This is a genomic window from Nocardioides lianchengensis, from assembly GCF_900101465.1.
GTDB classification, from domain to species: domain Bacteria; phylum Actinomycetota; class Actinomycetes; order Propionibacteriales; family Nocardioidaceae; genus Nocardioides; species Nocardioides lianchengensis.
The window spans coordinates 94950-117398 of the sequence record NZ_FMZM01000015.1 but is presented as its reverse complement, the minus strand read 5'-3'; the positions used below and the strand labels follow the sequence as shown (position 1 = coordinate 117398).

Below are 22449 nucleotides of genomic sequence, written 5' to 3'. Positions count from 1 at the left end.
CATCGGGGGCGCCACCGACAGTGCGGTCACCTTTTTCAGCGGGCGTCGTCGCTCGCGTCGGCCGGTCGGCGGGACCACGGGGTGCGGACATGGCCACGGCGACGGCCGACGACCCCGGTCTTGATCCGGTGGGTGCGGTAGGCGAGCTCGGACTTCAGGAAGGCGGTGTTGTCGGTCATGTCCCCGAGGTTCGTCGCCTGAGGTAGGCGCGCACATCGGGCTGGTGCCTTAGACCGGCTGTCCGCCTACCTCAGATCGGACGGCCTCCGACCCAGGTGCCAGCGACCAGGGGCACCCCCGGCCGGTAGGCCAGATGCACGTGGCTCGGGGCGTCGATCGCGAAGAAGTCGGCCCGACTGCCGACCGTCAACCGGCCGACGTCGTCGCGGTCGAGGGCCGCGGCCCCGCCGTACGTCGCGGCGTGCACGGCCTCCGCGGGCGTCATCCCCATCTCGCGGACGGCCAGCGCGATGCAGAACGGGACCGAGCTCGTGTACGACGAGCCGGGGTTGCAGTCGCTGGCCAGCGCGACCCGGACGCCGGCGTCGAGGAGCCGGCGGGCGTCGGGGTAGGGCTGGCGCGTCGAGAACTCCACGCCCGGGAGCAGGGTGGCCACGGTGCCGCTGTCGCGCAGCGCGTCGACGTCGGCGTCGGCGAGGTAGGTGCAGTGGTCGACGGCGACCAGGCCCAGCTCGGCCGCGAGGCGTACGCCGGGACCGGGGCCGAGCTGGTTCGCGTGCAGCCGTCCGCGCAGCCCGGCGGCCGCGCCCGCCGCCAGGACGGTCCGCGCCTGGTCCTCGTCGAACGCGCCCTCCTCGCAGAACACGTCGATCCAGCGGGCGTACGGGCGGGCGGCCTCGAGCATCGGGCCGGTGACCAGGTCGACGTACTCCCCCGGGTCGCCGTCGGGGACCACGTGCGCGCCGAGGAAGGTCGTCTCGTCGGTGAACTGACGCGCGACCGCGAGGCTGCGGGCCTCGTCGCGGACCGTGAGGCCGTAGCCGCTCTTGATCTCGACGGTCGTGGTGCCCTGGCGCTGCATCTCCCGGACCAGCCGGGCGACGTGCGCGGTCAGCTGCTCGTCGGTGGCGGCCCGGGTCGCGGCGACGGTCGTGCGGATGCCGCCGGCGGCGTACGACTCACCCGCCATCCGGGCCGCGAACTCCCGCGATCGGTCGCCCGCGAAGACCAGGTGGCTGTGCGAGTCGACGAAGCCGGGCAGCACCGCCCGGCCGGCGACGTCGTACGACGCGTCCGCGGCCGGGGCGTCCCGGGCCGGGCCGACCCAGGCGACCTTCCCGCCCTCGACGACGAGCGCGGCGTGCTCGATCGCGCCCAGCAGGTCGTCGGCCCCGGGATCGGTGGCCCCCGCGTCGTTGGCCTCGGGGTCGTTGGTGACCAGCTCGGCGATGCCGGTGAACAGGGTGGCGGTCATCCCATCAGCCTCTGGATCTCGTCGTGGAGGGCCCGGCCGACCGCGGCGCGGTCGCCGTCGTACACGACCCGGCCGTCGATCACGACGTGGGTCACGTCGGCCGCGGTCGCGGCGAAGACGGCGGTCTGCTCGTCGGCGCCGGTCCCGGCGGTGGTCGGGGTGTCGGTGGCGAGGGTGACGAGATCCGCGCGGGCGCCGACCTCGATCCGGCCGGCGTCCGCGAAGCCCAGGCTGTCGTGGCGGGTGGCGGCCGCCAGCAGCTCGGCCGCGGACCAGTGGCCACGCCGCTGGGTGGCCAGCCGCTCGTCGAGCTCGACCGCCCGCATCTCCTCGAACAGGTCCACGACCGCGTGGCTGTCGCTGCCGAGGCTCAGCCGGGCGCCCGCGTCGTGCAGCGCCCGGCTCGGACCGATGCCGTCGCCCAGGTCGCGCTCGGTGGTGGGTGTCATGCAGACGGTGGTCCCCGTCGTCCCCAGCCGTTCGACGTCGGCGTCGGTCAGGTGGGTGGCGTGCACGACGGTGGTGTCCGGACCGAGGGCGCCCGCCTCCTGCAGGAGGGCGGTCGGGGTGACGCCGTACGCCGCGCGGCAGTCGTCGTTCTCCTGCACCTGCTCGCTGAGGTGCACGTGCAGCGGCCCGCCCCGCGCCGCCTCGACCACGGTCGGCAGGTCCGCGCGCGGCACGGCCCGCACCGAGTGGATGGCCGCGCCGACCGCGACGTGCGGCTGCGCCTCCCCCCACCGGCGCAATTGCGCCGTCTGTGTGGCCCAGACGGCCGCGGAGCCCCACGAGTAGCGCAATTGCGCCGGTCGTGGGGGCGCCCCGAACCCGCTGCTGAGGTAGCAGGTGTCCAGCAGCGCGATCCGGATCCCGGCGGTCCGGGCCGCCTCGACCAGCGCGAGCGCCATCGCGTGCGGCTCGTCGTACGGCGTGCCGTCGGGCTGGTGGTGCAGGTAGTGGAACTCGCCCACCGTCGTCATCCCCGCCGCGGCCATCTCGCGGAAGACGGCCGTCGCGAGCCGGTGGTAGGAGTCCGGGTCGAGCCGCCCGGCGACGTCGTACATCTGCTCGCGCCAGGTCCAGAACGTCCCGCCCCCGCGCTGGGTCCGTCCGCGCAGCGCCCGGTGGAACGCGTGGCTGTGGGCGTTGGCCAGGCCGGGGAGGGTGAGGCCGGGGAGGCGATGTCCTACTTTCCCGGTGAACCGGGGAAGTAGGACATCCACCCCCGTGAACCGCCCACCCTCGATCTCGACCCGCACGTCGTCGACGACCGCGTCGCCGATCCAGGCCCGCTCGAGCAGGTACGCCGTCACAGCAGCCCCTCGAGCACGTCGGCGAGCGCGGCCACGCCGAGCAGGCAGTCGGCCAGGGCGGCCGTCTCCAGCGGCGAGTGGGAGACGCCGGTCGGGTTGCGGACGAAGAGCATCGCGGTCGGGATCCCCGCGGCCTGAAGGATGCCGGCGTCGTGGCCGGCCTGGGTCGGGATGACCGGCCAGCCGCGCGGGTCGGCCAGCGCGGCGGCCAGCGCGGGGTCGAAGGCCACCGACGCCGAGACCGACTCGGCAGTGACCGCCACCGCCGTGCCGTCGCGCGCCGCGCGCTCGGAGGCCTGCCGCGTCACGACCTCGACGAGCGCGGCCAGCGCGTCGTCGGACGATGCCCGGGCGTCGAGCCACGCGGTGACCCGGGAGGGCACCGCGTTGGTCCCGTTGGGCTCCACCGACACCCGCCCGAAGGTCGCCCGCTGCCCCGAGAGCCGGGCCTGCTTGTTGGCCGCGAGGGCGGTCATCGCGAAGGTCAGCATCGGGTCCGCCCGGTCCTCCATCCGGGTCGTCCCCGCGTGGTTGGCCGCCCCGGTGACGTCGACGCGGTAGCGCCCGTGCGGCCAGATCTCGCTCGCCACCCCGACCGCCGCGTCGCGGTCGACCAGGTCGCGGCCCTGCTCGACGTGCAGCTCGACGAAGGTCCCCACGTCCGCGAGCAGCGACGACGACCCACCGGGTACGACGTCCGCGAGCGCCATCCCGGAGCGGTCGGTCAGCGTCCGGGCGTCCTCCCACGCGAGCACCCCGGTCGCCAGCCGCGAGCCGAGGCAGGCGAGCCCGAAGCGCGAGCCCTCCTCCTCCGCGAACACCCCGACGCCGAGCGGTCGGGACGGGACGACGCCGCGCTCGCGCAGGAGGTCGACGGCGGCCAGCGCGGAGACCACGCCGAGCGGGCCGTCGTACGCCCCGCCGTCGAGGACCGAGTCGAGGTGGGAGCCGGTCAGGACGGCGCCGGCGGTGGGGCTGCGGGGGTTTCGAGACGGTTGCTGCGCAACCTCCTCAACCACCGGGGCCGGGACGTCCCACCAGCCCACGGTGTTGCCGAAGCCGTCGGTCTCCACCCGCAGGCCCCGGGCGGCGCACTGCTCGACGAACCACGCGGCCAGCTCCCGCTCGGCGCTCAGGAACGGCTGGCGGAAGTAGCCCCCACTGGTGGTCGACCGGCCGACCGGTGTGAGGTCGGACCACATGGCCTCGAAGTCATCGGGCAAGGTTTCCTCCATGGAGTTCCAGGACGTCGTACGACGCCGCCGGATGGTCCGTCGCTACACCGACGAGCCGGTCGACCCGGCCCTCGTCGACCGGGCCCTGGCCAACGCGACCCGGGCGCCGAGCGCCGGGTTCAGCCAGGGCTGGGGGTTCCTGGTGCTCGACACCCCCGACGACGTACGGCGCTTCTGGGCGGCCACGGCCGACCTCGACCAGGAGCCGGACAGCTGGCTGCGCGGCATGATGACCGCGCCGGTGGTGATCGTCCCGTGCAGCAGCAAGGCCGCCTACCTGGACCGCTACGCCCGGCCCGACAAGGGCTGGACCGACCGCGACGAGGCCCGCTGGCCGATGCCGTTCTGGCACCTCGACACCGCGATGGCCAGCCTGCTGGTGCTGCAGACCGCGGTGGACGCGGGGCTGGGCGGCTGCTTCTTCGGCGTCCCCCCGCACGCCGACGACGCCGTACGACGGGCTTTCGGGATCCCCGACGACCACGACCCGATCGGCGTGATCACCCTGGGTCACCCGGCCGACGGCGGGGCCCCGGGCTCCCCGGCCCGCCGACGCAGGAGGCCCCTCGACGAGGTCGTCCACCGGGGCAGCTGGGGTCACTGACCCAGCAGACCGCCCGGACCCGAGGGCCACAAGCCGCCACCCCGCCCGGCCGTCTCGGATCCGAGAGCGGCGAGGGAGAAGTACGGCGCCCGAGAAGTAACGTGCCGCCCATGGATGACAGGGCGGTCGCGAAGCTGCAGGCGCTGGTCCGGATCCCGACGGTCAGCCACCGCGATCCGCAACTGGTGGACACCGACGCGTTCGACCGGCTGCTGGAGGAGCTGGAGCGGCAGTTCCCGCTGCTCCACGAGCGGCTGGAGCTGACCCGGATCCACACCCACGGACTGCTCTTCCGCTGGCCCGGCGCCGCCGACGCCCGGCCGGTCGTCCTGATGGCCCACCTCGACGTCGTCCCGGTGGAGGGCGAGTGGCAGCACCCGCCGTTCTCCGGCGAGATCGTCGACGGCAGCATCTGGGGCCGCGGCACCCTCGACGACAAGGGCTGCGTGGCCGGGATCTGCGAGGCGGTCGAGACGCTGCTCGAGCACGGACACACCCCCGCCCAGGACGTCTGGCTGAGCTTCGGCTGCGACGAGGAGATCGCCGGCGTGGCGGCCGGGCTCGCGGTGGACGAGCTGACGCGGCGCGGCGTACGGCCCTGGTTCGTGCTCGACGAGGGCGGCGCGATCGCCAGCGAGGCCTTCCCCGGCGTCGGCGCCCCGATCGGGGTCGTCGGCGTGACCGAGAAGGGCGTGACGTCCTTCGAGTTGACCGCGACCGGCCGCGGCGGGCACGCGAGCACCCCGGCGAAGTGGGGCCCGACCGCCCGGATCGCCCGCGCCATCACCCGGCTCGAGAGGAGCCCGATGCCGGCGAGCGTCCCGGAGCCGACCCTCGAGCTGTTCCGCCGGATGGCCCCGCACGCCCCGCTGCCGTTGCGCCCGCTGATGGCCGGCGCCGAGCGGATCAAGCCGCTGCTGACCCGCGCGCTGCTGGCCGCCGGGCCGGAGCCGGCCGCGATGGCGCGGACGACGTTCGCCGTCACCACGCTGTCGGGCAGCCCCGCCCTCAACGTCATCGCCGGCACCGCCAAGGCCGGCGTCAACATCCGGATCATGGTCGGCGACACCGTCGCCGGCGTCCTGGAGCACGTGCGGAAGGCGATCGGCGACGACCAGGTCGAGATCAGCGTCGTCGAGCAGAACGAGCCCAGCCCGATCTCCCCGCGCGACGACGCCTTCGAGCTGATCGAGCGCTCGATCAGCGAGATCTTCCCCGACGCCGTGCCCGCGCCGTACGTCATGATGGCCGCCACCGACGCCCGCCACTTCACGGCGATCTGCGAGCGCGTCTACCGGTTCGCCCCGTTCCGGATGACGAAGGCGCAGCGCCAGGCGATCCATTCGTACGACGAGCACCTCGGGGTCGACGCCTTCCTCGACGGCGTCCGCTGGTACCGCCACCTGATCGAGAGGCTCCCGCAGTGACCCAGACCTCCAGCACCGGCCTGAAGCCGGTGCACGGCCTCTTCGCCATCGTCGGCTTCCTGGTCTGCGTCGAGGTCGCGAGCGGGGTGCTGCAGGGCTACTACACGCCGATCTACCCCGACATCGCCGAGCACCTCGGCATCCCTGAGGGCGACGTCAACTGGTTCGAGGCCGCCCAGCTGATCGTCTCGGCGCTCTGCGTGCCGCTGCTGGCCCGGCTCGGCGACCTGGTCGGCCACAAGAAGGTGCTGCTGCTCTCGACCGCGGTCACCGCGCTCGGCTCCTGGGTGCTGGCCTTCGCGCCCAACTTCACGACCTTCCTCATCGGCTGGGCCATCCAGGGCGCGTACGTCGTCTGGCTGCCGCTCGAGGTCGCGATCATCTATCGCCGTACGGCGGGGACCGGTCAGCAGACCCGGCTCACCCGGCGCTCGGCCGCGATCCTGGTCGGCGCGCTGGAGCTGTCGGTCATCGTCGGAGCGCTCACCTCCGGCGCCCTGGTCGAGGCCACCTCGATGACCGTGCTGCTGATGCTCCCGGCGATCGTCGTGACCATCTGCCTGGGGCTCATCTGGTGGGGCATCGAGGACGCGCCGGGCGAGGCGAGCGGCGGCATCGACTACGGCGGCCTCGCGCTGATCACCGCCGCGCTCGGCCTGGTGATGGCCGGCCTGGTCGTCGTCCGGCTGGAGGGCGCCGGCAGCGTCGTCGCCTGGCTGCTGGTCCTGGCCGGGCTCGCGGTCCTGGTCCCGTTCGTGCGCTACGAGAACAGCCTCGACGAGCCGCTGATCGACGTACGCCTGCTCTCGTCGGCGGCCCAGTGGCCGGTGCAGCTGACCGCGTTCCTCTTCGGTATGTCGGTGCTCGGCGCCCAGATCCCGCTCTCGACCTTCGCCCAGACCGACCCGGACTCCGCCGGCTACGGCCTCGGGGCGAGCTCGGGCTTCGTGTCCACGCTGATCGGCGTCTACGTCATCTTCCTGGCCATCGGCGCCTTCACGCTGCCGCTGAGCAGCCGGCTGCTCGGCCCGCGGGCGGCCCTGGTCGCCTCGTCGCTGCTGGTGGCGCTCGGCTACGGCATGTGGCTCGCGATGCACGACACCACCGCGCAGGCGCTCACCAACATGGCGGTCATCGGCCTCGGCTCGGGCGCCCTGGTCGCCGCGCTGCCCGCGACCGCGGCCGCCAGCGCCCCGCCCGAGCGCACCGGCTTCGCGACCGGCATGACGAACGCGACCAAGACCGTCGGCGGCGCCATCGCCTCCGCGGTCTTCGCGATCGCCCTGACCGCGACCGGCTCGCTCGACGGGCCCGACGAGGGCAAGGCCCCGCTGTCGGGCTACCTCACCGTCTGGGCGGTCTGCGCCGTGGCCTCGCTGATCGCCGCCGGCGTGCTGCTGATGATGCCGAAGGTCGCCGAGGACGAGGACGTCGAGCGCCCGGTCGTCGTCTGAGGGCCGTCGGGGTAGTCCGCCACACCAGGGTTGGTTACCGACCAGTAAGCAACCACGGTGTGACGGACTATCCTCGGAGGGCATGAGCGAGGAGCGCGAGACCGACCAGCGCACCGGCCGCGCCGCGGCCGCCGCGCGGATCGCCCAGCAGCAGACCTGGGTCGACCAGCAGATCCGGGTCGCCATGGAGCGCGGCGACTTCGACGACCTGCCCGGCGCCGGCAAGCCGATCGGCGATCTCGGCAGCAGCCACGACCCCGACTGGTGGGTGAAGAAGCTGGTCGAGCGCGAGCGCCTCGTGGTCCTGCCGCCGAGCGTCCAGCTGCGCAAGGAGGACGACGAGCTCGACGACCGGCTCGACACGATCGCCAGCGAGCGCGAGGTCCGGGCCGCGGTCGAGGACTTCAACCAGCGGGTGGTCGCGGCCCGCTACCGGCTGCCCGAGGGACCGCCCCTGGTCACCATGCCGCGCGACCTCGAGGCGACCGTCGCGGCCTGGCGGGAGCGCCGGGCCGAGCGGGCCGCGGCCCGCCGTACGACGCAGGCGGCGCAGCCGCCCCGACGCCGCTGGTGGCAGCGCCGCCGCTGACGTGTCGGCCTGCGCCGCGGCGGCGGTGAGTGGTCCACGGATCCGGCCGACCCGACGGTGGACAGCTCACCGCCCGGGAGGCGCGGCCCGCGACGTGCCGACCGTCACCCGGACCACCTCTGGCCGAACGGCGCCCGTACCGCGAGTATGGGAACCGGGAGGGAGCCCCGGCTCCGAGAGGCACAGGCAGATGGCAGATTCGTTCTTCGAGGCGTTCACGCCTCCCGAGGTCGCGCGGATCAGCGCGGCCGCGACCCGGCTCAGACTTCCGGAGGGCTGGTCGCCCATCGGTGAGTCCACCCCGGCCGACAAGGCCTACATCATCCTGTCCGGCGAGGTCTCCGTACGCCGCGGCGGCGAGGAGATCGCCCGGCTCGGCGCCGGCGACATCATGGGCGAGACGGCGATCGTCAACCACACCCTGCGCACGGCGACCATCGTGGCGCTGACCCCGCTCGAGCTCCTCCACCTCACCGACGACGCCGTACGACGGCTCAGCGAGCAGCTGCCCGCCTTCCGGGCGGCGCTCGACGACGTGGTCCTGGCCCGCCGAGAGATACGTCATACCGGCGGGTAACCACCCGCTGCTACGTTCCCGCGCATGAGCGGATCACGCAGCGCGAAGGACTTCTTCCGACCTCTGGCGGTGGGTGCGCCGACGCCCCCGACGGAGATCCCGGCCCGCCCGAGCCGGGCGATCCACTTCTTCGACCCGAGCAACCCGAAGATGGCCGCCAAGATCCCCGACATGGTCGGCCGCGTCGACGTGCTGCTCGGCAACCTCGAGGACGCGGTCAAGGCGGACAACAAGCTGGCGGCCCGTGAGGGCCTGGTGAGGATCGCGTCGGAGACCGCCAATCTCGGTGGGCAGAGCGGGCCGACCCAGCTGTGGACCCGGATCAACAGCCTCGACAGCCCCTGGGCGCTCGACGACCTGACCACGCTCGTGCCCGCCATCGGCGCCAAGCTCGACGTGATCATGGTGCCGAAGGTCCAGGGCGCCGAGGACATCCACTACGTCGACCGGCTGCTCGCGCAGCTCGAGGCCAAGGCCGGGCTCGACCGGCCGATCCTCGTGCACGCGATCCTCGAGACCGCCCGCGGAGTCGCCAACGTCGAGGAGATCTGCGGCGCGTCCCCGCGGATGCAGGGCCTGAGCCTCGGCCCGGCCGACCTGGCCGCCGACCGGCGGATGAAGACCACCCGCGTCGGCGGCGGACACCCCGGCTACCTCGTGCGTCAGGACCCGAACCCGGACCAGCCCGACGCGCACCGGCCGACGTACCAACAGGACCTCTGGCACTACACGATCGCCCGGATGGTCGACGCCTGCGCCATGCACGGCATCTACCCCTACTACGGCCCGTTCGGCGACATCGCCGACGTGACGGCGTGCGAGGACCAGTTCCGCAACGCCTTCCTGCTCGGCTGCGTCGGCACCTGGAGCCTGCATCCCAAGCAGATCGCCATCGCCAACCAGGTGTTCAGCCCCAGCGTCGAGGACGTGGCGCACGCGCGCCGGGTGGTCGCCGCGATGTCTGCTCTGGGGGGCGACGGCACGGGCGCGGTGATGCTCGACGGCAAGATGGAGGACGACGCCTCCCTCAAGCAGTGCCTGGTGATGGTCGAGCTGGCCGAGCAGCTGGCCGCGATCGACCCGGAGCTGAAGAAGCAGTACGACGCGATCGCCGAGGAGGCCTGAGATGAGCGAGTTCCGTCCCCGCCGCTCGGTGCTCTACATGCCGAGCTCCAACGCCAAGGCGCTCGAGAAGGCCAAGACCCTCCCCGTCGACGGAGTCATCCTCGACCTCGAGGACGCGGTCGCCCCGGACGCCAAGGTGGACGCGCGGGCCGCGGCCGTGGCCGCCGTGCGCTCCGGCGAGTACGGCCGCCGCGAGCTGACGATCCGGGTCAACGGGATCGGCACCCAGTGGCACGACGACGACCTGGTCGCGGCCAGCCAGGCCGGGCCGGACGCGATCGTCGTACCCAAGGTGAACAGCGCGGAGGAGGTCCGCGGCCTGGTCGCCGCGATGGAGGCCGCCGGCGCGCCCGAGCACACCCGCCTCTGGGCGATGATCGAGACGCCGGTGGCCATCCTCGACGCCCTCGCGATCGCCCGCGCCTCCGAGCGGCTGGCCGTGTTGGTTCTCGGCACGAACGACCTCGTCAAGGAGCTGTACGCCGAGCACGTGCCCGGTCGTGCGCCGATCCTGCCGTCGCTGCACACCGCGCTGCTCGCCGCCCGCGCCGCCGGGATCGCGATCGTCGACGGCGTCTACAACGACGTGAAGGACACCGACGGCTTCCTCGCCGAGTGCCGCCAGGGCCGCGAGATGGGCTTCGACGGCAAGACCCTCATCCACCCCGGCCAGGTCGAGGGCGCCAACGCCGCCTTCGCGCCGTCCGAGCAGGCGGTGGCCGACGCGCGCGGGCTCATCCAGGCCTGGGAGGACGGGGCGGGCTCCGGGGTCGTCACGTTCAACGGCCGGATGGTCGAGAACCTGCACGTCGAGTCGGCCCGGCGCACGCTCGACATCCACGAGGCCATCCGGGCACTGGACGCCTAGATCCTCTCGAGGATCCGCACGGCGTCCTCGACCGGCCGCAGCGCGGCCATCGCGTCGGCGACCGCGCCGGCCGCCTGCCGGTGGCGGGGGTCGGCGAGCACGGTCGAGAGCGCTGCGGGCAGGTCGCCGACCGCGTCCACGCCCCCGAGGAGCTCGATGCCGGCGCCCACCGCCGCCACGTGGTCGGCGTTGACGAACTGGTCCATCGCGAACAGCGGGAGCACGACCTGCGGGACCCCCACCCCGAGCGCGGCCATCGTCGTCCCGAAGCCGCCGTGGCCCACCACCACCGAGGCGAGGGGCAGCACGTCGTCCTGCGGCCACCACTGCTCGACCCGGGTGTTCGGCGGGACGACGAGGGTGTCGAGCGCGACGCCGCGGCCGGTCGTGAGGAGCACCCGCAGCGGCTGGTCGGCCAGGGCCTCCAGCACCGCCGGGTAGACCCGGGCGAACGGCGGGAGCGCCGCGGCCACCGACCCGAAGCTCACGTACACCAGCGGATGGTCGGGATCGCCCCACTCCCCGGGCAGCCGGCCGGGGCCGGTGGCCGGGGGGACGCGGTAGCGGATCACGGGGCCGTCGTACGGGACCTCGGAGGTGATCGCCTCGTCGAGCACGGCCGGCACGCTGGTGAGGGTGGTGCCGGCGCGGATCGCAGCAGAGCAGGCGCCCGGCCGGAGCCCGGCGAGCTCGTCGAGCTCGGCCAGCGGTTCGGCCAGCAGATCCGTGACCCGCGCGAGGAGCGACGAGACCCCGACCGCCACCACGACCTGCGGGACGCCGGCCGCGAGCGCCGCCGCGAGCGAGCCGAGCTCGGTCGGCTCGCGGAGCACGACGTCCGGCCGCCACTCCTCGATCGTCGCGGCGACGCCCGGCAGCGCGGCCTGGGCGTCGAGGCGGCCGAAGACCTCCGCCACCACGACCCGATTGGCGTCCTCGGTGGACAGCGACGGCAGCCGACCCATGACCTTGCCGAGGACCTCGGGCCGCACGTCCGCGAAGGGCAGGTGCACGAAACCGGCCCCGGTGACCTCGTCGGCGAACGACGCGGGCGCCGCCACCGCCACGTCGTGGCCGGCCTCCGCGCAGGCCCGGGCCACGGGGACCAGCGGTCCGAAGTGGCCGGACCCCGCGGTGGACGCGACGAGGACGCGCATCGCCCCATCGTCCCCGTCCCGGGCCGCCGGCGCAGCCCCGAAACTGGGGAACCCGAGGTCAGTCGAGCCCGGGCACGATCCGGATCTCGCGCACCGCGCCGCCGTCGAGCGCGGCCAGCGCCTCCTGGTACGCCGGGCTGTCGTGGGCGGCCCGGGCCGCGTCGACGGAGTCGAAGCGGATGACGACGGTCCGGGTCGACTCCCCGGACTCGTAGACCTGCTCGGGGAAGCCGCGGGCGACGAAGGTGCCGCCGGCCCCTTCCAGGGCGGGACCGGCGAGGGTGGCGTACGCCCCCAGCTTCGACTCGTCGAGGATCTCCCGGTAGATGCTGATCCAGTAGGCGCTCATGGGTCCATCCTGCCGCGCCGGCGGGCCGGCGACGACGCGAGGCCGCTGCACGGGCGCGGGGGCCCGGTCAGAGCGCGGTGCCACCCGAGGCGTCGACGACCTGACCGGTCACCCACCGACCGTCGTCGGAGGCCAGGAAGGCGACGATGCTCGCCACGTCGTCGGACTCCCCGAGCCGACCCAGTGCGACGCGTGCCGTCGCCTGCGCCGTGAGCTCCGGATCCGCCACCAGGTAGTCGCTGTTGCGAGTGAGGACGACGCCGGGCGAGACCGCGTTGACCGTGATCCGGCGCGGGCCGAGGTCCTGGGCCAGGTGGCGGGTGAACGTGTCGAGGGCACCCTTGGTGGTGCCGTAGGCGATCAGCTCCGGGCTCGCGACGGTCGCCGCGCGGCTCGAGATGTTGACGATCCGGCCACCGTCGCGCAGGCGCGGCAGGGCGAGCCCGGTGACGAAGAACGGCGCCCTCACGTTCACCGCGACCAGGCGGTCGAAGTCCTCCTCGGTCAGGTCCGCCAGCCGGGCGAAGTTCCCCGCAGCGGCGTTGTTGACGAGGATGTCCAGCCGTCCGTCGGGCACCTGGTTCCCGCTCGCCGCGTCGAAGGCCTCCCAGAGGCGGACCGCATCGCCGCGGGAACCGAGCTGGGCGGGTACGGCGAAGGCGCGCCCGCCGTCCTCGCGGATCCGCTCGACCGCCTCCCGCGCCGCCGCCTCGTCGTGGCCGAAGCCGAGCCCGACGATCGCCCCGTCCCGGGCGAAGCGCTCGCTGATCGCCCGGCCGATGCCGTGGCTCCCGCCGGTGACGAGAGCGACCTTGTCCTGCAGTGGTCCTGACATGATCTCTCCTTTTTTGAATGATCGTTCAAGGTGAGACTACGTCTTGTTGAGCATTCGACCAAGAAAGGTGTAACGAACTCTGGAACGATCGCTCTAGAATGAAGGGATGAGCCCTCCGGACACGCGACGCGGCCGACCGCCGAGCTTCGACCGCGCGGCGGCGCTGGAGGCCGCGACCCGGCTGTTCTGGGAGAACGGCTACGAGGGCACCTCGATCAGCGACCTGACCCGCGAGATGGGCATCCGACCCGGCAGCCTCTACGCGGCGTTCGGTGACAAGAGGTCGCTGTTCAACGAGGTCGTCGAGACGTACGGCCGGTCTCCGGCCGGCGAGCTCGTCTGGGCCGCCATGGCGAGGGAGCCCACGGCGTACGACGCCTTCCGTCGCGTCCTGATCGACGCGGCCGCGATGTACACCGACCCCGAGACCCCCGCCGGGAACCTGCTGTGTAGCGCGGCCGCGGCCGACGTCGACGTCGCCACCTACATGCGTGACCTGCGCAACGCCGACGTCGCGACCTTCGAGAAGCGGCTCACGACCGCCCGCGAGGACGGCGAGCTGCCGGCGTCGACCGACCCGGCGAGGCTCGCGTCGTACTTCACGACCGTCCTCCACGGGATGTCGCAGCGGGCTCGCGACGGGGCCACGGCGGCCGAGCTCACCGACACCGCGGAGTTGGCGATGGCGGCCTGGCCGACGTCCTGATCCGACAAGCCGACCTCACGAGCCCGGCGTCGACACGTCCAGACCGGTCAGGAACGCGACCACCTTCCGGGCCGGCATCTCGCAGGGCCGGAACGCCTCCTCGCCGTCGCGCGGGAGGTAGAGGTTGGCGCTGACGACGTCCGTCCCGCCCAGCTCCTCGGCGTACACGCTCTGCTGGCGCCCGCCGAGTCGCACGGTGCGGGTCACGCCGTAGCGGCGGCCGTCGTACGCGACCTCGGACCAGCCCTCGGGGAGCCGGTCGAAGAGTTCGCGGAGGCTCACTCGGTCCCGCGGGCCCGTCGGACCTGCTCGTCGAACCAGACCTTGGCGCTGCCGAGGAAGCCGGCCGCGTCGTGGACCAGCTTGCCGACGGCGTCCTGGCTCTGCTGGAACGTCTCGGAGTAGCTGCGGGCCGCGTCGCGGGCCGCGTCGGTGACCGTCGCCGTGGCGTCGTCGACGCGGCGGGGGTAGGCGCCGCCGAGGAGCGCGGTGTAGTCCCCGGAGTCGACCCAGCGCCGCAGCTCCGCAGCCCGTACGACGGCGAACGGGTGCGTCTGGTTCTCGATGAGCAGCAGCTTGAGGACCGAGTCTCGGAGGTCGCCGGACTCGAGGTACTCCTGACCCTGGGCGAAGAACGCCGTCTGGTCGAGGTCGGAGAGCAGCCCGCCGCTGGCCAGCTTCATGTGCACGCGGAACGCCGTCGCGGGGTCCTGGGTGGCCAGCAGCCCGGCCCGGTCGGCCGACAGCTCGGCCTTGCGCGACCACTCGTGCAGCGCCGCCACGATGGCCCGGATGCCCAGCCCGCCGATCGGGATCGACGCGAAGACCCCGGAGAGGGTCAGCAGCCGCTGCAGCAGGGTCTGGTAGACGGCGTGCCCGCTGATCGCGTGGCCGAGCTCGTGGCCGAGGACGAACCGCAGCTCGTCCTCCTCCAGCAGGTCGACCAGGCCGGAGGTGAGCACGATGAACGGCTTGTTCATGCCGAGCGTGTGCGCGTTCGGCACCGGGTTGGCGGCGACGTACAGCTCCGGGAGCTCCGGCAGGTCGGGCGCGTCCAGGGTCTCCGCGACCTCGCCCAGCAGCCGGTGCAGCGTCGCGAACTGCCGCTCGTCGGCCCGGACGGCGGAGCCCAGGAAGACCAGCCGGACCGCCCGCTCGTTGAACAGCCCCGACACCGCCTTCAGGACCGTGTCGAAGCCCTTCAGCTTGCGCAGCGCGACCAGCGCACCCCGGTCGGCGGGGTGCTCCCACGCCCGCGAGCTGATGTCCCGGAGTACGACGCGTCCGCGCGCCGGCTGGTTGGTCACGGGGTCACCCTGACACACCGGGACAGGCCCCGCAGACGGATCACCGGAGCGCGGCGCAACCGACCAGCTCCAGGGTCGCCCCCCACGCACGGCCCGCGCAGCTCACCGCCCGCGGGAGCTGAACGACACCTCCCGCGTACGGCGTTCCGCGGACAGGCGGGCCCTCGACCGCTTACGGTCCCTGAACCCCCACTCCCTTCTCGGAGGATCCCTCGTGCGTCGCTGTGCCGCCCCCCTCGTCCTGCTGGTCCTGTCCAGCCTGCTCGGCACCGTCCCGGCCGGCGCCGACCCCGCGCCCGCCCCGCGGGTCGAGATCTGGCGCGGTGGCCAGAACACCGACCTGCCACCCGGGTTCACGTCCCGGCTGGACGTCTGCTCGACACCGCCGAACGCGGTCGGCGAGCCGCACTACTACTTCACCCAGGACGCCCTGGCGCTCTCCCCGGGCCACGAAGGGACCCTCGCGCTGGCCCACGCCGTGCCGATGCTCGACGCGCTGACGACCTATCGGGTGGCGCTGCGGACCTACGTGCCGGGCGACCTCACGGTCCGGGTCGAGATCCCTCTCGCGGGGATCACCGGGAGCGGATCGATCACGGACGCGGGGATTGACGGCGGGTCCGAGATCGACCTCCTGGTCCAGCCCGAGCTGACGTGGCTGGACGACGAGGACGAGCTCCTCGACGTGGCGACGGTCGACGAGTTCCTCCGTAGCCGCCCGGATCACGACTACCCATCCGCTCTCATCGTCGTCGGGACCGGCTGCCGGGGCGAACGGTCCGGCGGTCTCGAGATCGACGATGTCGTGGTCGGGACCGCGTCGGGCACGACGGTGACCGACTTTCGCGGCCTCCGACGCCCGACGCTGAACGGCCCGGCCGAGGACCCGATCTCCTACGGCGAGGCGGTGACGCTTCGCACGAAGGTCTGGAACGGCGGCGAGGCCGAGCTGGCCGGCGCCCCGGTCCAGCTGTGGGCGCGGCCGTCGGGCTCAGCCCGCGAACGGGTCGTCGCCACCCTGCGGACGACCGCGGACGGAACCGCCTCCACCACCGTGCGGCCTTCGCGTAGCACCCGCTACCGCTGGAGCTACGGGAGCGCGGCCGACCGGCCCTACACCTGGTCGGAGAAGAGTGTCGCCGTGCGGGTGTTCTCCGTTGTCGGCCTCCGTGTCCGTCGTACCGCCCGGGGACACGGCGTTGCGGTCGTCCGGGTCTCTCCGGCCCACCGGCAGCGGGTGCGCGTCCGCGAGGTCCTCCGTGGCGGCAGATTCGGCGCGGTCCTCGGGTCGGGACGGGTCGGCGCCTCCGGCGTGGCCCGGATCCGCCTCACACCTCGCAAGGCCGGGGCGCAGCGCGTGGTCGCCGTCGTCGCCGGCTCGGCAGGGGTCCTGGGTTCGCACAGCCGGTCCTTGAAGGTCCGCCTCCGGCCCTGACGGCCGGCTACTCCCTCATCGGCACCCGCACCCCCCGCTCGGCAGCGACCTCGCGCGCCCGGTCGTAGCCGGCGTCGACGTGCCGGATGACGCCCATGCCGGGGTCGTTGGTGAGCACCCGCTCGATCTTCTCGGCGGCCAGCGGGGTGCCGTCGGCGACGACGACCTGGCCGGCGTGCAGGGAGCGGCCCATGCCGACGCCGCCGCCATGGTGGAACGACACCCAGGTGGCGCCGGAGGCGGTGTTGACGAGGGCGTTGAGGATGGCCCAGTCGGCGATGGCGTCGGAGCCGTCGAGCATGGCCTCGGTCTCGCGGTACGGCGACGCGACCGACCCGCAGTCGAGGTGGTCTCGGCCGATGACGACCGGCGCCCTCAGCTCGCCGCTGGCCACCATCTCGTTGAACTTCAGGCCGGCCAGGTGGCGCTCGCCGTACCCGAGCCAGCAGATGCGCGCGGGCAGCCCCTGGAAGTGGACCCGCTCCTGGGCCATCCGGATCCACGTGTGGAGCCGCTCGTTGTCGGGGAACAGCGCCAGGATCGCCTCGTCGGTCGCGGCGATGTCGGCGGGGTCGCCGGAGAGCGCGGCCCAGCGGAACGGCCCCTTGCCCTCGCAGAACAGGGGGCGGATGTAGGCCGGCACGAAGCCGGGGAACGCGAACGCCCGGTCGTAGCCGCCCTGCCGCGCCTCGTCGCGGATCGAGTTGCCGTAGTCGAACACCTCGGCGCCGCGGTCCTGCAGCTCCACCATCGCCCGCACGTGGGTCGCCATCGACGCCCGCGCGGCGGCCGTGAAGGCGACCGGGTCCGCCGTACGGCGCTCCGCCCACTCCGTGAACGGCACCTCCGCCGGCAGGTAGAACAGCGGGTCGTGCGCCGAGGTCTGGTCGGTGACGATGTCGACCGGCGCGCCCCGCTCGACCAGCTCCGGCAGCACCGACGCGGCGTTGCCGAGGAGCCCGATCGACAGCGGCCGTCGCGCGTCGCGCGCCTCGACCGCCAGCGCCAGCGCCTCGTCCAGCGACGACGCGCGTACGTCGAGGTAGCGGTGGTCGATGCGGCGCTGGATCCGGGCCTCGTCGACCTCGACGCAGATGGCCACGCCGTCGTTCATGGTGACGGCCAGCGGCTGTGCGCCGCCCATCCCGCCGAGGCCGGCGGTGACCGTGATCGTCCCGGCCAGGGTCCCTCCGAACCGCTTGTCGGCGACCGCCGCGAAGGTCTCGAAGGTGCCCTGCAGGATCCCCTGGGTGCCGATGTAGATCCACGAGCCGGCGGTCATCTGGCCGTACATCGTCAGCCCGAGGTCCTCCAGCCGCCGGAACTCCTCCCAGTTGGCCCAGTCGCCGACCAGGTTGGAGTTGGCGATCAGCACCCGCGGCGCCCAGGGGTGGGTCCGCATGACGCCGACCGGCTTGCCCGACTGCACGAGGAGCGTCTCGTCGTCGGCCAGCGAACGCAGGGAGGCGACGATGGCGTCGTACGCCTCCCAGGAGCGGGCGGCCTTGCCGGTGCCGCCGTAGACGACCAGCTCGGCCGGGTTCTCGGCCACCTCGGGGTCGAGGTTGTTCATCAGCATCCGCAGCGGCGCCTCGGTCTGCCAGGACCCGGCACTCAGCGTCGTGCCCCTCGGGGCGCGCACCTCTCTCACGACAGCTCTCCGATCACGTGCTCCACAGCGGACAGGACGGCGCCCGAGGCGACGAGGCCGACGGCGGTCTCGATCTCGGGGGACAGGTGGCGGTCGGGGCCGGGGCCCTCGACACCGGCGGCGCGCAGCAGGTCGATCACCGCGGCGGTGGCCGGCGACGGCTCGAGCGGGCGGCGCAGGTCGAGCGCCCGGGCTGCGGTGAGCACCTCGATCGCCACCACCCGGGTCAGACCGTCGACCGAGCGGCGCAGCTTGCGGGCGGCCGACCACCCCATCGACACATGGTCCTCCTGCATGGCGCTGGAGGGGATCGAGTCGACCGACGCCGGCACCGCCAGCCGCTTCAGCTCGGAGACGATCGCGGCCTGCGTGTACTGGGCGATCATCAGGCCGCTGTCGACGCCGGGGTCGTGGGCGAGGAACGGCGGCAGCCCGTGGTTGCGGGCCCGGTCGAGGAACCGGTCGGTACGACGCTCGCTCATCGACGCCACGTCGGCCGCGACGATGGCCAGGAAGTCGAGCACGTAGGCGACCGGCGCCCCGTGAAAGTTGCCGTTCGACTCCACACGCCCGGGGGCTCCGCCCCCGAGGACCCCCGCCGCGAAGATCACCACGGGGTTGTCGACGGCGGACGCGAGCTCGCGCCCGGCCACCAGCGCTGCGTGCTCGACGGTGTCGCGGGCCGCGCCGTGCACCTGCGGGGCGCAGCGCAGCGAGTAGGCGTCCTGGACCCGGTTGCAGTCCGGACCGCGGTGGGACGCGACGACCCCGGAGTCGCGCAGGACCGCGGTCAGGTTGGCGGCCGAGAGGGCCTGGCCGGGATGCGGGCGGATCGCCTGCAGCTCGGGGGCGAAGACCCGGTCGGTGCCGAGCTGGCCCTCGACCGACATGGCCGCGGCCACGTCGGCGGTGCGCAGCAGCCGGCGCAGGTCCTCGATCGCCAGCACCAGCATCCCGAGCATCCCGTCGGTGCCGTTGATCAGCGCCAACCCCTCCTTGGCACCCAGCTCGACCGGCTCCAGGCCCGCGGCGGCCAGCGCCTCGGCGGCCGGCAGCAGCGTCCCCGCGGCGTCGCGCACCTGCCCCTCACCCATCAGCGCGAGCGCGCAGTGGGAGAGCGGCGCGAGGTCGCCCGAGCAGCCGAGCGAGCCGTACTCGTGCACGACCGGCGTGATGCCGTGCGTCAGCAGGTCGGCCAGCAGCTGCGCCGTCTCGAGCCGTACGCCGGTCCGCCCGGTGGCCAGCGTCGAGAGCCGGAGCAGCATCAGCCCGCGGACCACCTCGCGCTCGACCTCGGGACCGGACCCGGCGGCGTGCGAGCGCACCAGCGAGCGCTGGAGCTGCTCGCGCAGCGCGGCCGGGATGTGCCGGGTGGCGAGCGCACCGAACCCCGTCGAGACGCCGTACGACGGGGTCGCGGCCGCGGCGAGGTCCTCGACCACCCTCCGGGCGCGGACGATGGCGTCGACGGCGTCGTCGCCGAGGTTTACCGCGGCAGCGTCGCGTGTGACAGCCACCACATCTGCGAACGAGAGGGGGCCGATGTCGACCGTGACGGAGGGGGGCATGTGCCCATCCAAGGCCCGCCCCGCCTGGACCGCCAGGACGAGAGGCGCCTCTGCATCTCGGATCCGAGACGTGCGACTGGAACACGTTCTCCCTGGACCGTGACACCACGTTTGTAACTTTTCGAGCCCGGGCACGTTGGGCTGACATCGACGGCGTCGGACTTCCTGTGGGGGGTGGGGCCACGCCACCCGAGATCGATCTAGGAGTCCCCATGCGCCGGTTCATCCCTCTCGGCACTGCGCTGGTCCTCGCGGCCGCCGTGCTGACCGCTCCGTCCAGCGCCGTCGCGGGCCCCGCGGACCAGACGTCCGTGGCCGCGAAGGCCAAGGCCAAGCCGAAGAAGGCCAAGAAGCAGCCGACCCCCTACGCGTTCCGTGCCCACGGCTACGGCACCCGCATCATCGGCGGGCAGGTGCCGGCCGCGTCCGGCGCCACCGCGCTCGAGGTGATCGGCTGCACCAACAAGACCGGCCTGAACCGCAGCAACAACGTCGCCGAGGTCCAGATCCCCGGCCTCGGCCGGATCTCGGGGGTCCGCACCAACGTGCGCACCGTCAAGACCGCCAACGAGGTCGCGTCGATCTCCGTCCACAAGGTCGCCGAGATCGTCCTGGCCGAGACCCAGCTGGGGCGGCTCTCGATCGAGGGCGTCACGTCGGTCTCCAAGGCGAGCGCCACGAAGTCCGGCTACCGCGCCGACACCGAGACCACGCTGGCCAAGCTGGTCTTCCGCGCGCCGGGCGGTCAGGCGCAGGTGCTGCCGCTGCCCACCCTGAACCGGCCGATCGTGGTGCCGGGCCTGCTCCGGGTCGCGATCGGCGACCAGCTCCGCCGCAAGGGCAAGGACTTCGCCCGGGCCCGGGCCAACGGCCTGACCATCACCCTGATCCCGACCAAGACGACCGTGGTCGTGGGCCGCACCGTCGCCTACATCACCCGCGGCATCCAGTCGGGCCTGTTCTCCGGCTCGGCCAACGCCACCAAGACCGAGCTGCTCACCGGCATCGTCGGCACCGGCCGCACCCAGCGGGTCACGATGCCCTGCCAGGGCACGGACGGGAAGGTGCGCTCGTCCTCCGCTGCGGGCGTCGACCTCCCCGGCATCCTCGACCTCGGCGTGGCCCGGTCCTCGCAGCTCGGCATCCAGGGCCGTCGGGTGTCGCGCGGCTTCGAGGAGTCCTCGGTCGGCAGCATCAACCTCGGCAACGGCGCGCTGAAGATCGACGCGATCAAGGGCCGGGTCAACGTCTCCCGGGCCAAGGGCAAGAAGCCGGTGGTCAACTTCAGCGGGTCCCAGGTCGCGGGCATCACCGTCGACGGCGAGACCTACTCCCTGCCGGAGCTGAACGGCCTGGAGATCCCCGGCGTCGCGAAGATCGAGACCCTGGTCAAGACGATCACCCGCAACGGCGGTGAGATCACCGCCGTCCGCATCACCCTGCTGGGAGGCCAGGGCGGGATCATCAACCTCGGCCAGGCCAAGCTGAAGATCATGCCCAGCGGCCGCTGATCCTCCTGCACTCCGACGACGCCGGTCGCCCCTCGGGGCGGCCGGCGTCGTCGTGTCCGCAACCTCACAGCGCCCGGGCGTGAGACGGGCCGTCGTACGACGTCCGCGGCGCGTTGACTGGGCCGCGTGGACGACGTCAGCACCCTGCGCCGCTGGGCGATGCTGGCCGCCAGCACCCTCGCGCAGGCGGCCGCCGCCGTGATGATGCACGGCCCGGCGTTCCTGATCCCCGTGCTCCACGACCGCGAGGGGCTGAGCCTCGCGGAGGCCGGCCTGGTCGCGGCGGCCCCCACCGTCGGGGTGATGCTGACCCTGGTCGCCTGGGGTGCGCTCACCGATCGGGTCGGCGAGCGCCGGGTCCTGCTCACCGGCCTCACCGCGACCGCCGTCGCGGGCGTGGTCAGCGTGCTGGTCGACGGCCTGGTCCCCATCGCGCTCGCCCTGCTGCTGGCCGGCGGGGCCGCGGCCAGCACCAACGCCGCCAGCGGCCGGGTCGTGGTGGGCTGGTTCCCGCCGCAGCGCCGCGGCCTCGCGATGGGCATCCGGCAGATGGCCCAGCCGGTCGGGGTCGGGGTGGCAGCCGTCAGCATCGCCGTGGTCGCCGACCGCTCGGGCATCCAGGCCGCGCTGCTCGTCCCGACGATCGCCTGTGCACTGGCGGCGCTCGTCGTCGCAGCCGTCGTGCTCGACCCGCCGCGTCCGGCCCGGGTGGCGGGCGACGCCCCCAACCCCTACCGCGAGAACGGCTACCTCGCCCGGATCCACGGCGTCTCGGTGCTCCTCGTCGTCCCGCAGTTCGTCGTCTGGACCTTCGCGCTGGTGTGGCTGGTGCAGGACCGGGACTGGTCGCCGGCGGCGGCCGGCGGGCTGGTCGCCGGCGCCCAGGTCGCCGGTGCGCTCGGCCGGATCGCCGCCGGCCACCTGTCCGACGTGGTGGCCAGTCGGATGCGGCCGCTGCGCTGGGTGGCGGTCGCCGCCGCGGTGACCATGGGGCTGCTCGGGGCCGCGGCCGGCCAGGAGCTCGCGATCGCCGTACCCCTGGTCGTGCTGGCGACCGTCCTGACGGTCGCCGACAACGGGCTGGCCTTCACCGCCGTCGCCGAGCGGGCCGGACCGTTCTGGTCCGGGCGCGCCCTCGGCCTCCAGAACACCGCCCAGTTCGTGACCGCCTCGGCGGTGCCGCCGGTGGCCGGGCTCGCGGTGACCCACCTCGGGTACGCCGCCGCCTTCGGCGTGGCCGCCCTGTTCCCGGTGCTGGCCGCGCCGCTGGTGCCGGTCGGCGAGGAGCGCGAGCTCTCCTGAC

At 73.5% G+C, this 22449-nt stretch carries 22 protein-coding genes; 11 read left to right on the top strand and 11 right to left on the bottom strand.

The window, feature by feature from the left end:
* Positions 1-35: 35 nt before the first annotated feature.
* From BLT76_RS25985 to BLT76_RS22785, 4 genes are all read right to left on the bottom strand, one after another.
* Entirely contained in the window at positions 36-179 is a 144-nt protein-coding gene (locus tag BLT76_RS25985) for a hypothetical protein (RefSeq protein WP_170867215.1), read from the bottom strand.
* Positions 180-250: 71 nt separating this feature from the next.
* Positions 251-1435 carry an imidazolonepropionase gene (gene hutI / locus BLT76_RS22795; RefSeq protein ID WP_090860607.1) on the bottom strand — a complete coding sequence of 395 codons (1185 nt, stop codon included), beginning with the start codon at positions 1433-1435 and terminating at the stop codon, positions 251-253.
* Positions 1432-2748, bottom strand: a complete 1317-nt coding sequence (locus BLT76_RS22790; RefSeq protein WP_090860606.1) for a formimidoylglutamate deiminase — start codon at positions 2746-2748, stop codon at positions 1432-1434. The genes hutI and BLT76_RS22790 overlap by 4 nt, the downstream gene beginning before the upstream one ends.
* Positions 2745-3971 (bottom strand): allantoate amidohydrolase, encoded by a 1227-nt coding sequence (locus BLT76_RS22785; protein WP_244509532.1) that lies wholly within the window; start codon positions 3969-3971, stop codon positions 2745-2747. Before BLT76_RS22785 ends, BLT76_RS22790 begins: the two co-directional genes overlap by 4 nt.
* A gap of 10 nt (positions 3972-3981) precedes the next feature.
* Here BLT76_RS22785 and BLT76_RS22780 point away from each other — a divergent pair, with 10 nt between their 5' ends.
* The 7 genes from BLT76_RS22780 (at position 3982) to BLT76_RS22750 (ending at position 10627) form a co-directional block, all read left to right on the top strand.
* Entirely contained in the window at positions 3982-4587 is a 606-nt protein-coding gene (locus BLT76_RS22780; RefSeq protein WP_090860604.1) for a nitroreductase family protein, read from the top strand.
* A 110-nt stretch (positions 4588-4697) separates the two neighbouring features.
* Positions 4698-6014, top strand: a complete 1317-nt coding sequence (locus BLT76_RS22775; RefSeq protein ID WP_090860603.1) for a M20 family peptidase — start codon at positions 4698-4700, stop codon at positions 6012-6014.
* Entirely contained in the window at positions 6011-7468 is a 1458-nt protein-coding gene (locus tag BLT76_RS22770) for an MFS transporter (RefSeq protein WP_090860602.1), read from the top strand. The genes BLT76_RS22775 and BLT76_RS22770 overlap by 4 nt, the downstream gene beginning before the upstream one ends.
* A gap of 82 nt (positions 7469-7550) precedes the next feature.
* Positions 7551-8057 carry a DnaJ family domain-containing protein gene (locus BLT76_RS22765; protein ID WP_090860601.1) on the top strand — a complete coding sequence of 169 codons (507 nt, stop codon included), beginning with the start codon at positions 7551-7553 and terminating at the stop codon, positions 8055-8057.
* 190 nt (positions 8058-8247) lie between these two features.
* Entirely contained in the window at positions 8248-8634 is a 387-nt protein-coding gene (locus BLT76_RS22760) for a cyclic nucleotide-binding domain-containing protein (protein ID WP_090860600.1), read from the top strand.
* Between the two features lie 24 nt (positions 8635-8658).
* On the top strand, positions 8659-9759 hold the full coding sequence (locus tag BLT76_RS22755; protein ID WP_090860599.1) for an HpcH/HpaI aldolase/citrate lyase family protein: 1101 nt from the start codon (positions 8659-8661) through the stop codon (positions 9757-9759).
* Between the two features lies 1 nt (position 9760).
* The gene (locus BLT76_RS22750; RefSeq protein WP_090860598.1) at positions 9761-10627 is read left to right on the top strand and encodes an HpcH/HpaI aldolase/citrate lyase family protein; all 867 of its coding nucleotides are present in this window, start codon (positions 9761-9763) and stop codon (positions 10625-10627) included.
* Here BLT76_RS22750 and BLT76_RS22745 read toward each other — a convergent pair.
* From BLT76_RS22745 to BLT76_RS22735, 3 genes are all read right to left on the bottom strand, one after another.
* Entirely contained in the window at positions 10624-11784 is a 1161-nt protein-coding gene (locus tag BLT76_RS22745) for a glycosyltransferase (RefSeq protein WP_090860597.1), read from the bottom strand. The genes BLT76_RS22750 and BLT76_RS22745 overlap by 4 nt on opposite strands.
* A 58-nt stretch (positions 11785-11842) precedes the next feature.
* Entirely contained in the window at positions 11843-12133 is a 291-nt protein-coding gene (locus BLT76_RS22740) for a DUF1330 domain-containing protein (protein ID WP_090860596.1), read from the bottom strand.
* 67 nt (positions 12134-12200) lie between these two features.
* Positions 12201-12968, bottom strand: a complete 768-nt coding sequence (locus BLT76_RS22735; protein WP_170867214.1) for an SDR family NAD(P)-dependent oxidoreductase — start codon at positions 12966-12968, stop codon at positions 12201-12203.
* Between the two features lie 106 nt (positions 12969-13074).
* On the opposite strand from BLT76_RS22735, the gene BLT76_RS22730 reads away from it, so the two are divergent.
* Positions 13075-13674 (top strand): TetR/AcrR family transcriptional regulator, encoded by a 600-nt coding sequence (locus tag BLT76_RS22730; protein WP_090860594.1) that lies wholly within the window; start codon positions 13075-13077, stop codon positions 13672-13674.
* A 15-nt stretch (positions 13675-13689) separates the two neighbouring features.
* On the opposite strand, the gene BLT76_RS22725 is transcribed toward BLT76_RS22730, so the two are convergent.
* A complete protein-coding gene (locus tag BLT76_RS22725; protein ID WP_090860593.1) occupies positions 13690-13956 on the bottom strand; it encodes a hypothetical protein in 267 nt (88 codons plus the stop codon).
* Positions 13953-14981, bottom strand: coding sequence for a M48 family metallopeptidase (locus BLT76_RS22720; protein ID WP_170867213.1), 1029 nt, complete (start codon positions 14979-14981; stop codon positions 13953-13955). The genes BLT76_RS22725 and BLT76_RS22720 overlap by 4 nt, the downstream gene beginning before the upstream one ends.
* 214 nt (positions 14982-15195) lie before the next feature.
* On the opposite strand from BLT76_RS22720, the gene BLT76_RS22715 reads away from it, so the two are divergent.
* The gene (locus BLT76_RS22715) at positions 15196-16416 is read left to right on the top strand and encodes a hypothetical protein (RefSeq protein ID WP_090860591.1); all 1221 of its coding nucleotides are present in this window, start codon (positions 15196-15198) and stop codon (positions 16414-16416) included.
* Between the two features lie 7 nt (positions 16417-16423).
* Here BLT76_RS22715 and hutU read toward each other — a convergent pair whose 3' ends face one another.
* Together hutU and hutH are read right to left on the bottom strand one after the other, a co-directional pair.
* On the bottom strand, positions 16424-18067 hold the full coding sequence (hutU, locus tag BLT76_RS22710; protein WP_090860590.1) for a urocanate hydratase: 1644 nt from the start codon (positions 18065-18067) through the stop codon (positions 16424-16426).
* Positions 18064-19635 carry a histidine ammonia-lyase gene (gene hutH / locus BLT76_RS22705; RefSeq protein WP_090860589.1) on the bottom strand — a complete coding sequence of 524 codons (1572 nt, stop codon included), beginning with the start codon at positions 19633-19635 and terminating at the stop codon, positions 18064-18066. The genes hutU and hutH overlap by 4 nt, the downstream gene beginning before the upstream one ends.
* Before the next feature lie 212 nt (positions 19636-19847).
* Between hutH and BLT76_RS22700 the strand changes: the two genes are divergently transcribed.
* Together BLT76_RS22700 and BLT76_RS22695 are read left to right on the top strand one after the other, a co-directional pair.
* A complete protein-coding gene (locus BLT76_RS22700; RefSeq protein ID WP_090860588.1) occupies positions 19848-21146 on the top strand; it encodes a choice-of-anchor P family protein in 1299 nt (432 codons plus the stop codon).
* A gap of 126 nt (positions 21147-21272) precedes the next feature.
* A complete protein-coding gene (locus BLT76_RS22695; protein ID WP_244509531.1) occupies positions 21273-22448 on the top strand; it encodes an MFS transporter in 1176 nt (391 codons plus the stop codon).
* The last annotated feature ends 1 nt before the right edge of the window (position 22449 follow it).

Excerpts from the sequence above, each read along its gene's own strand:
- BLT76_RS25985 (WP_170867215.1), bottom strand. The coding sequence starts at position 179 with ATGACCGACAACACCGCCTTCCTGAAGTCCGAGCTCGCCTACCGCACC.
- hutI (WP_090860607.1), bottom strand. The coding sequence starts at position 1,435 with ATGACCGCCACCCTGTTCACCGGCATCGCCGAGCTGGTCACCAACGAC.
- BLT76_RS22780 (WP_090860604.1), top strand. The coding sequence starts at position 3,982 with ATGGAGTTCCAGGACGTCGTACGACGCCGCCGGATGGTCCGTCGCTAC.
- BLT76_RS22775 (WP_090860603.1), top strand. The coding sequence starts at position 4,698 with ATGGATGACAGGGCGGTCGCGAAGCTGCAGGCGCTGGTCCGGATCCCG.
- BLT76_RS22765 (WP_090860601.1), top strand. The coding sequence starts at position 7,551 with ATGAGCGAGGAGCGCGAGACCGACCAGCGCACCGGCCGCGCCGCGGCC.
- BLT76_RS22760 (WP_090860600.1), top strand. The coding sequence starts at position 8,248 with ATGGCAGATTCGTTCTTCGAGGCGTTCACGCCTCCCGAGGTCGCGCGG.
- BLT76_RS22755 (WP_090860599.1), top strand. The coding sequence starts at position 8,659 with ATGAGCGGATCACGCAGCGCGAAGGACTTCTTCCGACCTCTGGCGGTG.
- BLT76_RS22750 (WP_090860598.1), top strand. The coding sequence starts at position 9,761 with ATGAGCGAGTTCCGTCCCCGCCGCTCGGTGCTCTACATGCCGAGCTCC.
- BLT76_RS22745 (WP_090860597.1), bottom strand. The coding sequence starts at position 11,784 with ATGCGCGTCCTCGTCGCGTCCACCGCGGGGTCCGGCCACTTCGGACCG.
- BLT76_RS22740 (WP_090860596.1), bottom strand. The coding sequence starts at position 12,133 with ATGAGCGCCTACTGGATCAGCATCTACCGGGAGATCCTCGACGAGTCG.
- BLT76_RS22735 (WP_170867214.1), bottom strand. The coding sequence starts at position 12,968 with ATGTCAGGACCACTGCAGGACAAGGTCGCTCTCGTCACCGGCGGGAGC.
- BLT76_RS22730 (WP_090860594.1), top strand. The coding sequence starts at position 13,075 with ATGAGCCCTCCGGACACGCGACGCGGCCGACCGCCGAGCTTCGACCGC.
- hutH (WP_090860589.1), bottom strand. The coding sequence starts at position 19,635 with ATGCCCCCCTCCGTCACGGTCGACATCGGCCCCCTCTCGTTCGCAGAT.
- BLT76_RS22700 (WP_090860588.1), top strand. The coding sequence starts at position 19,848 with ATGCGCCGGTTCATCCCTCTCGGCACTGCGCTGGTCCTCGCGGCCGCC.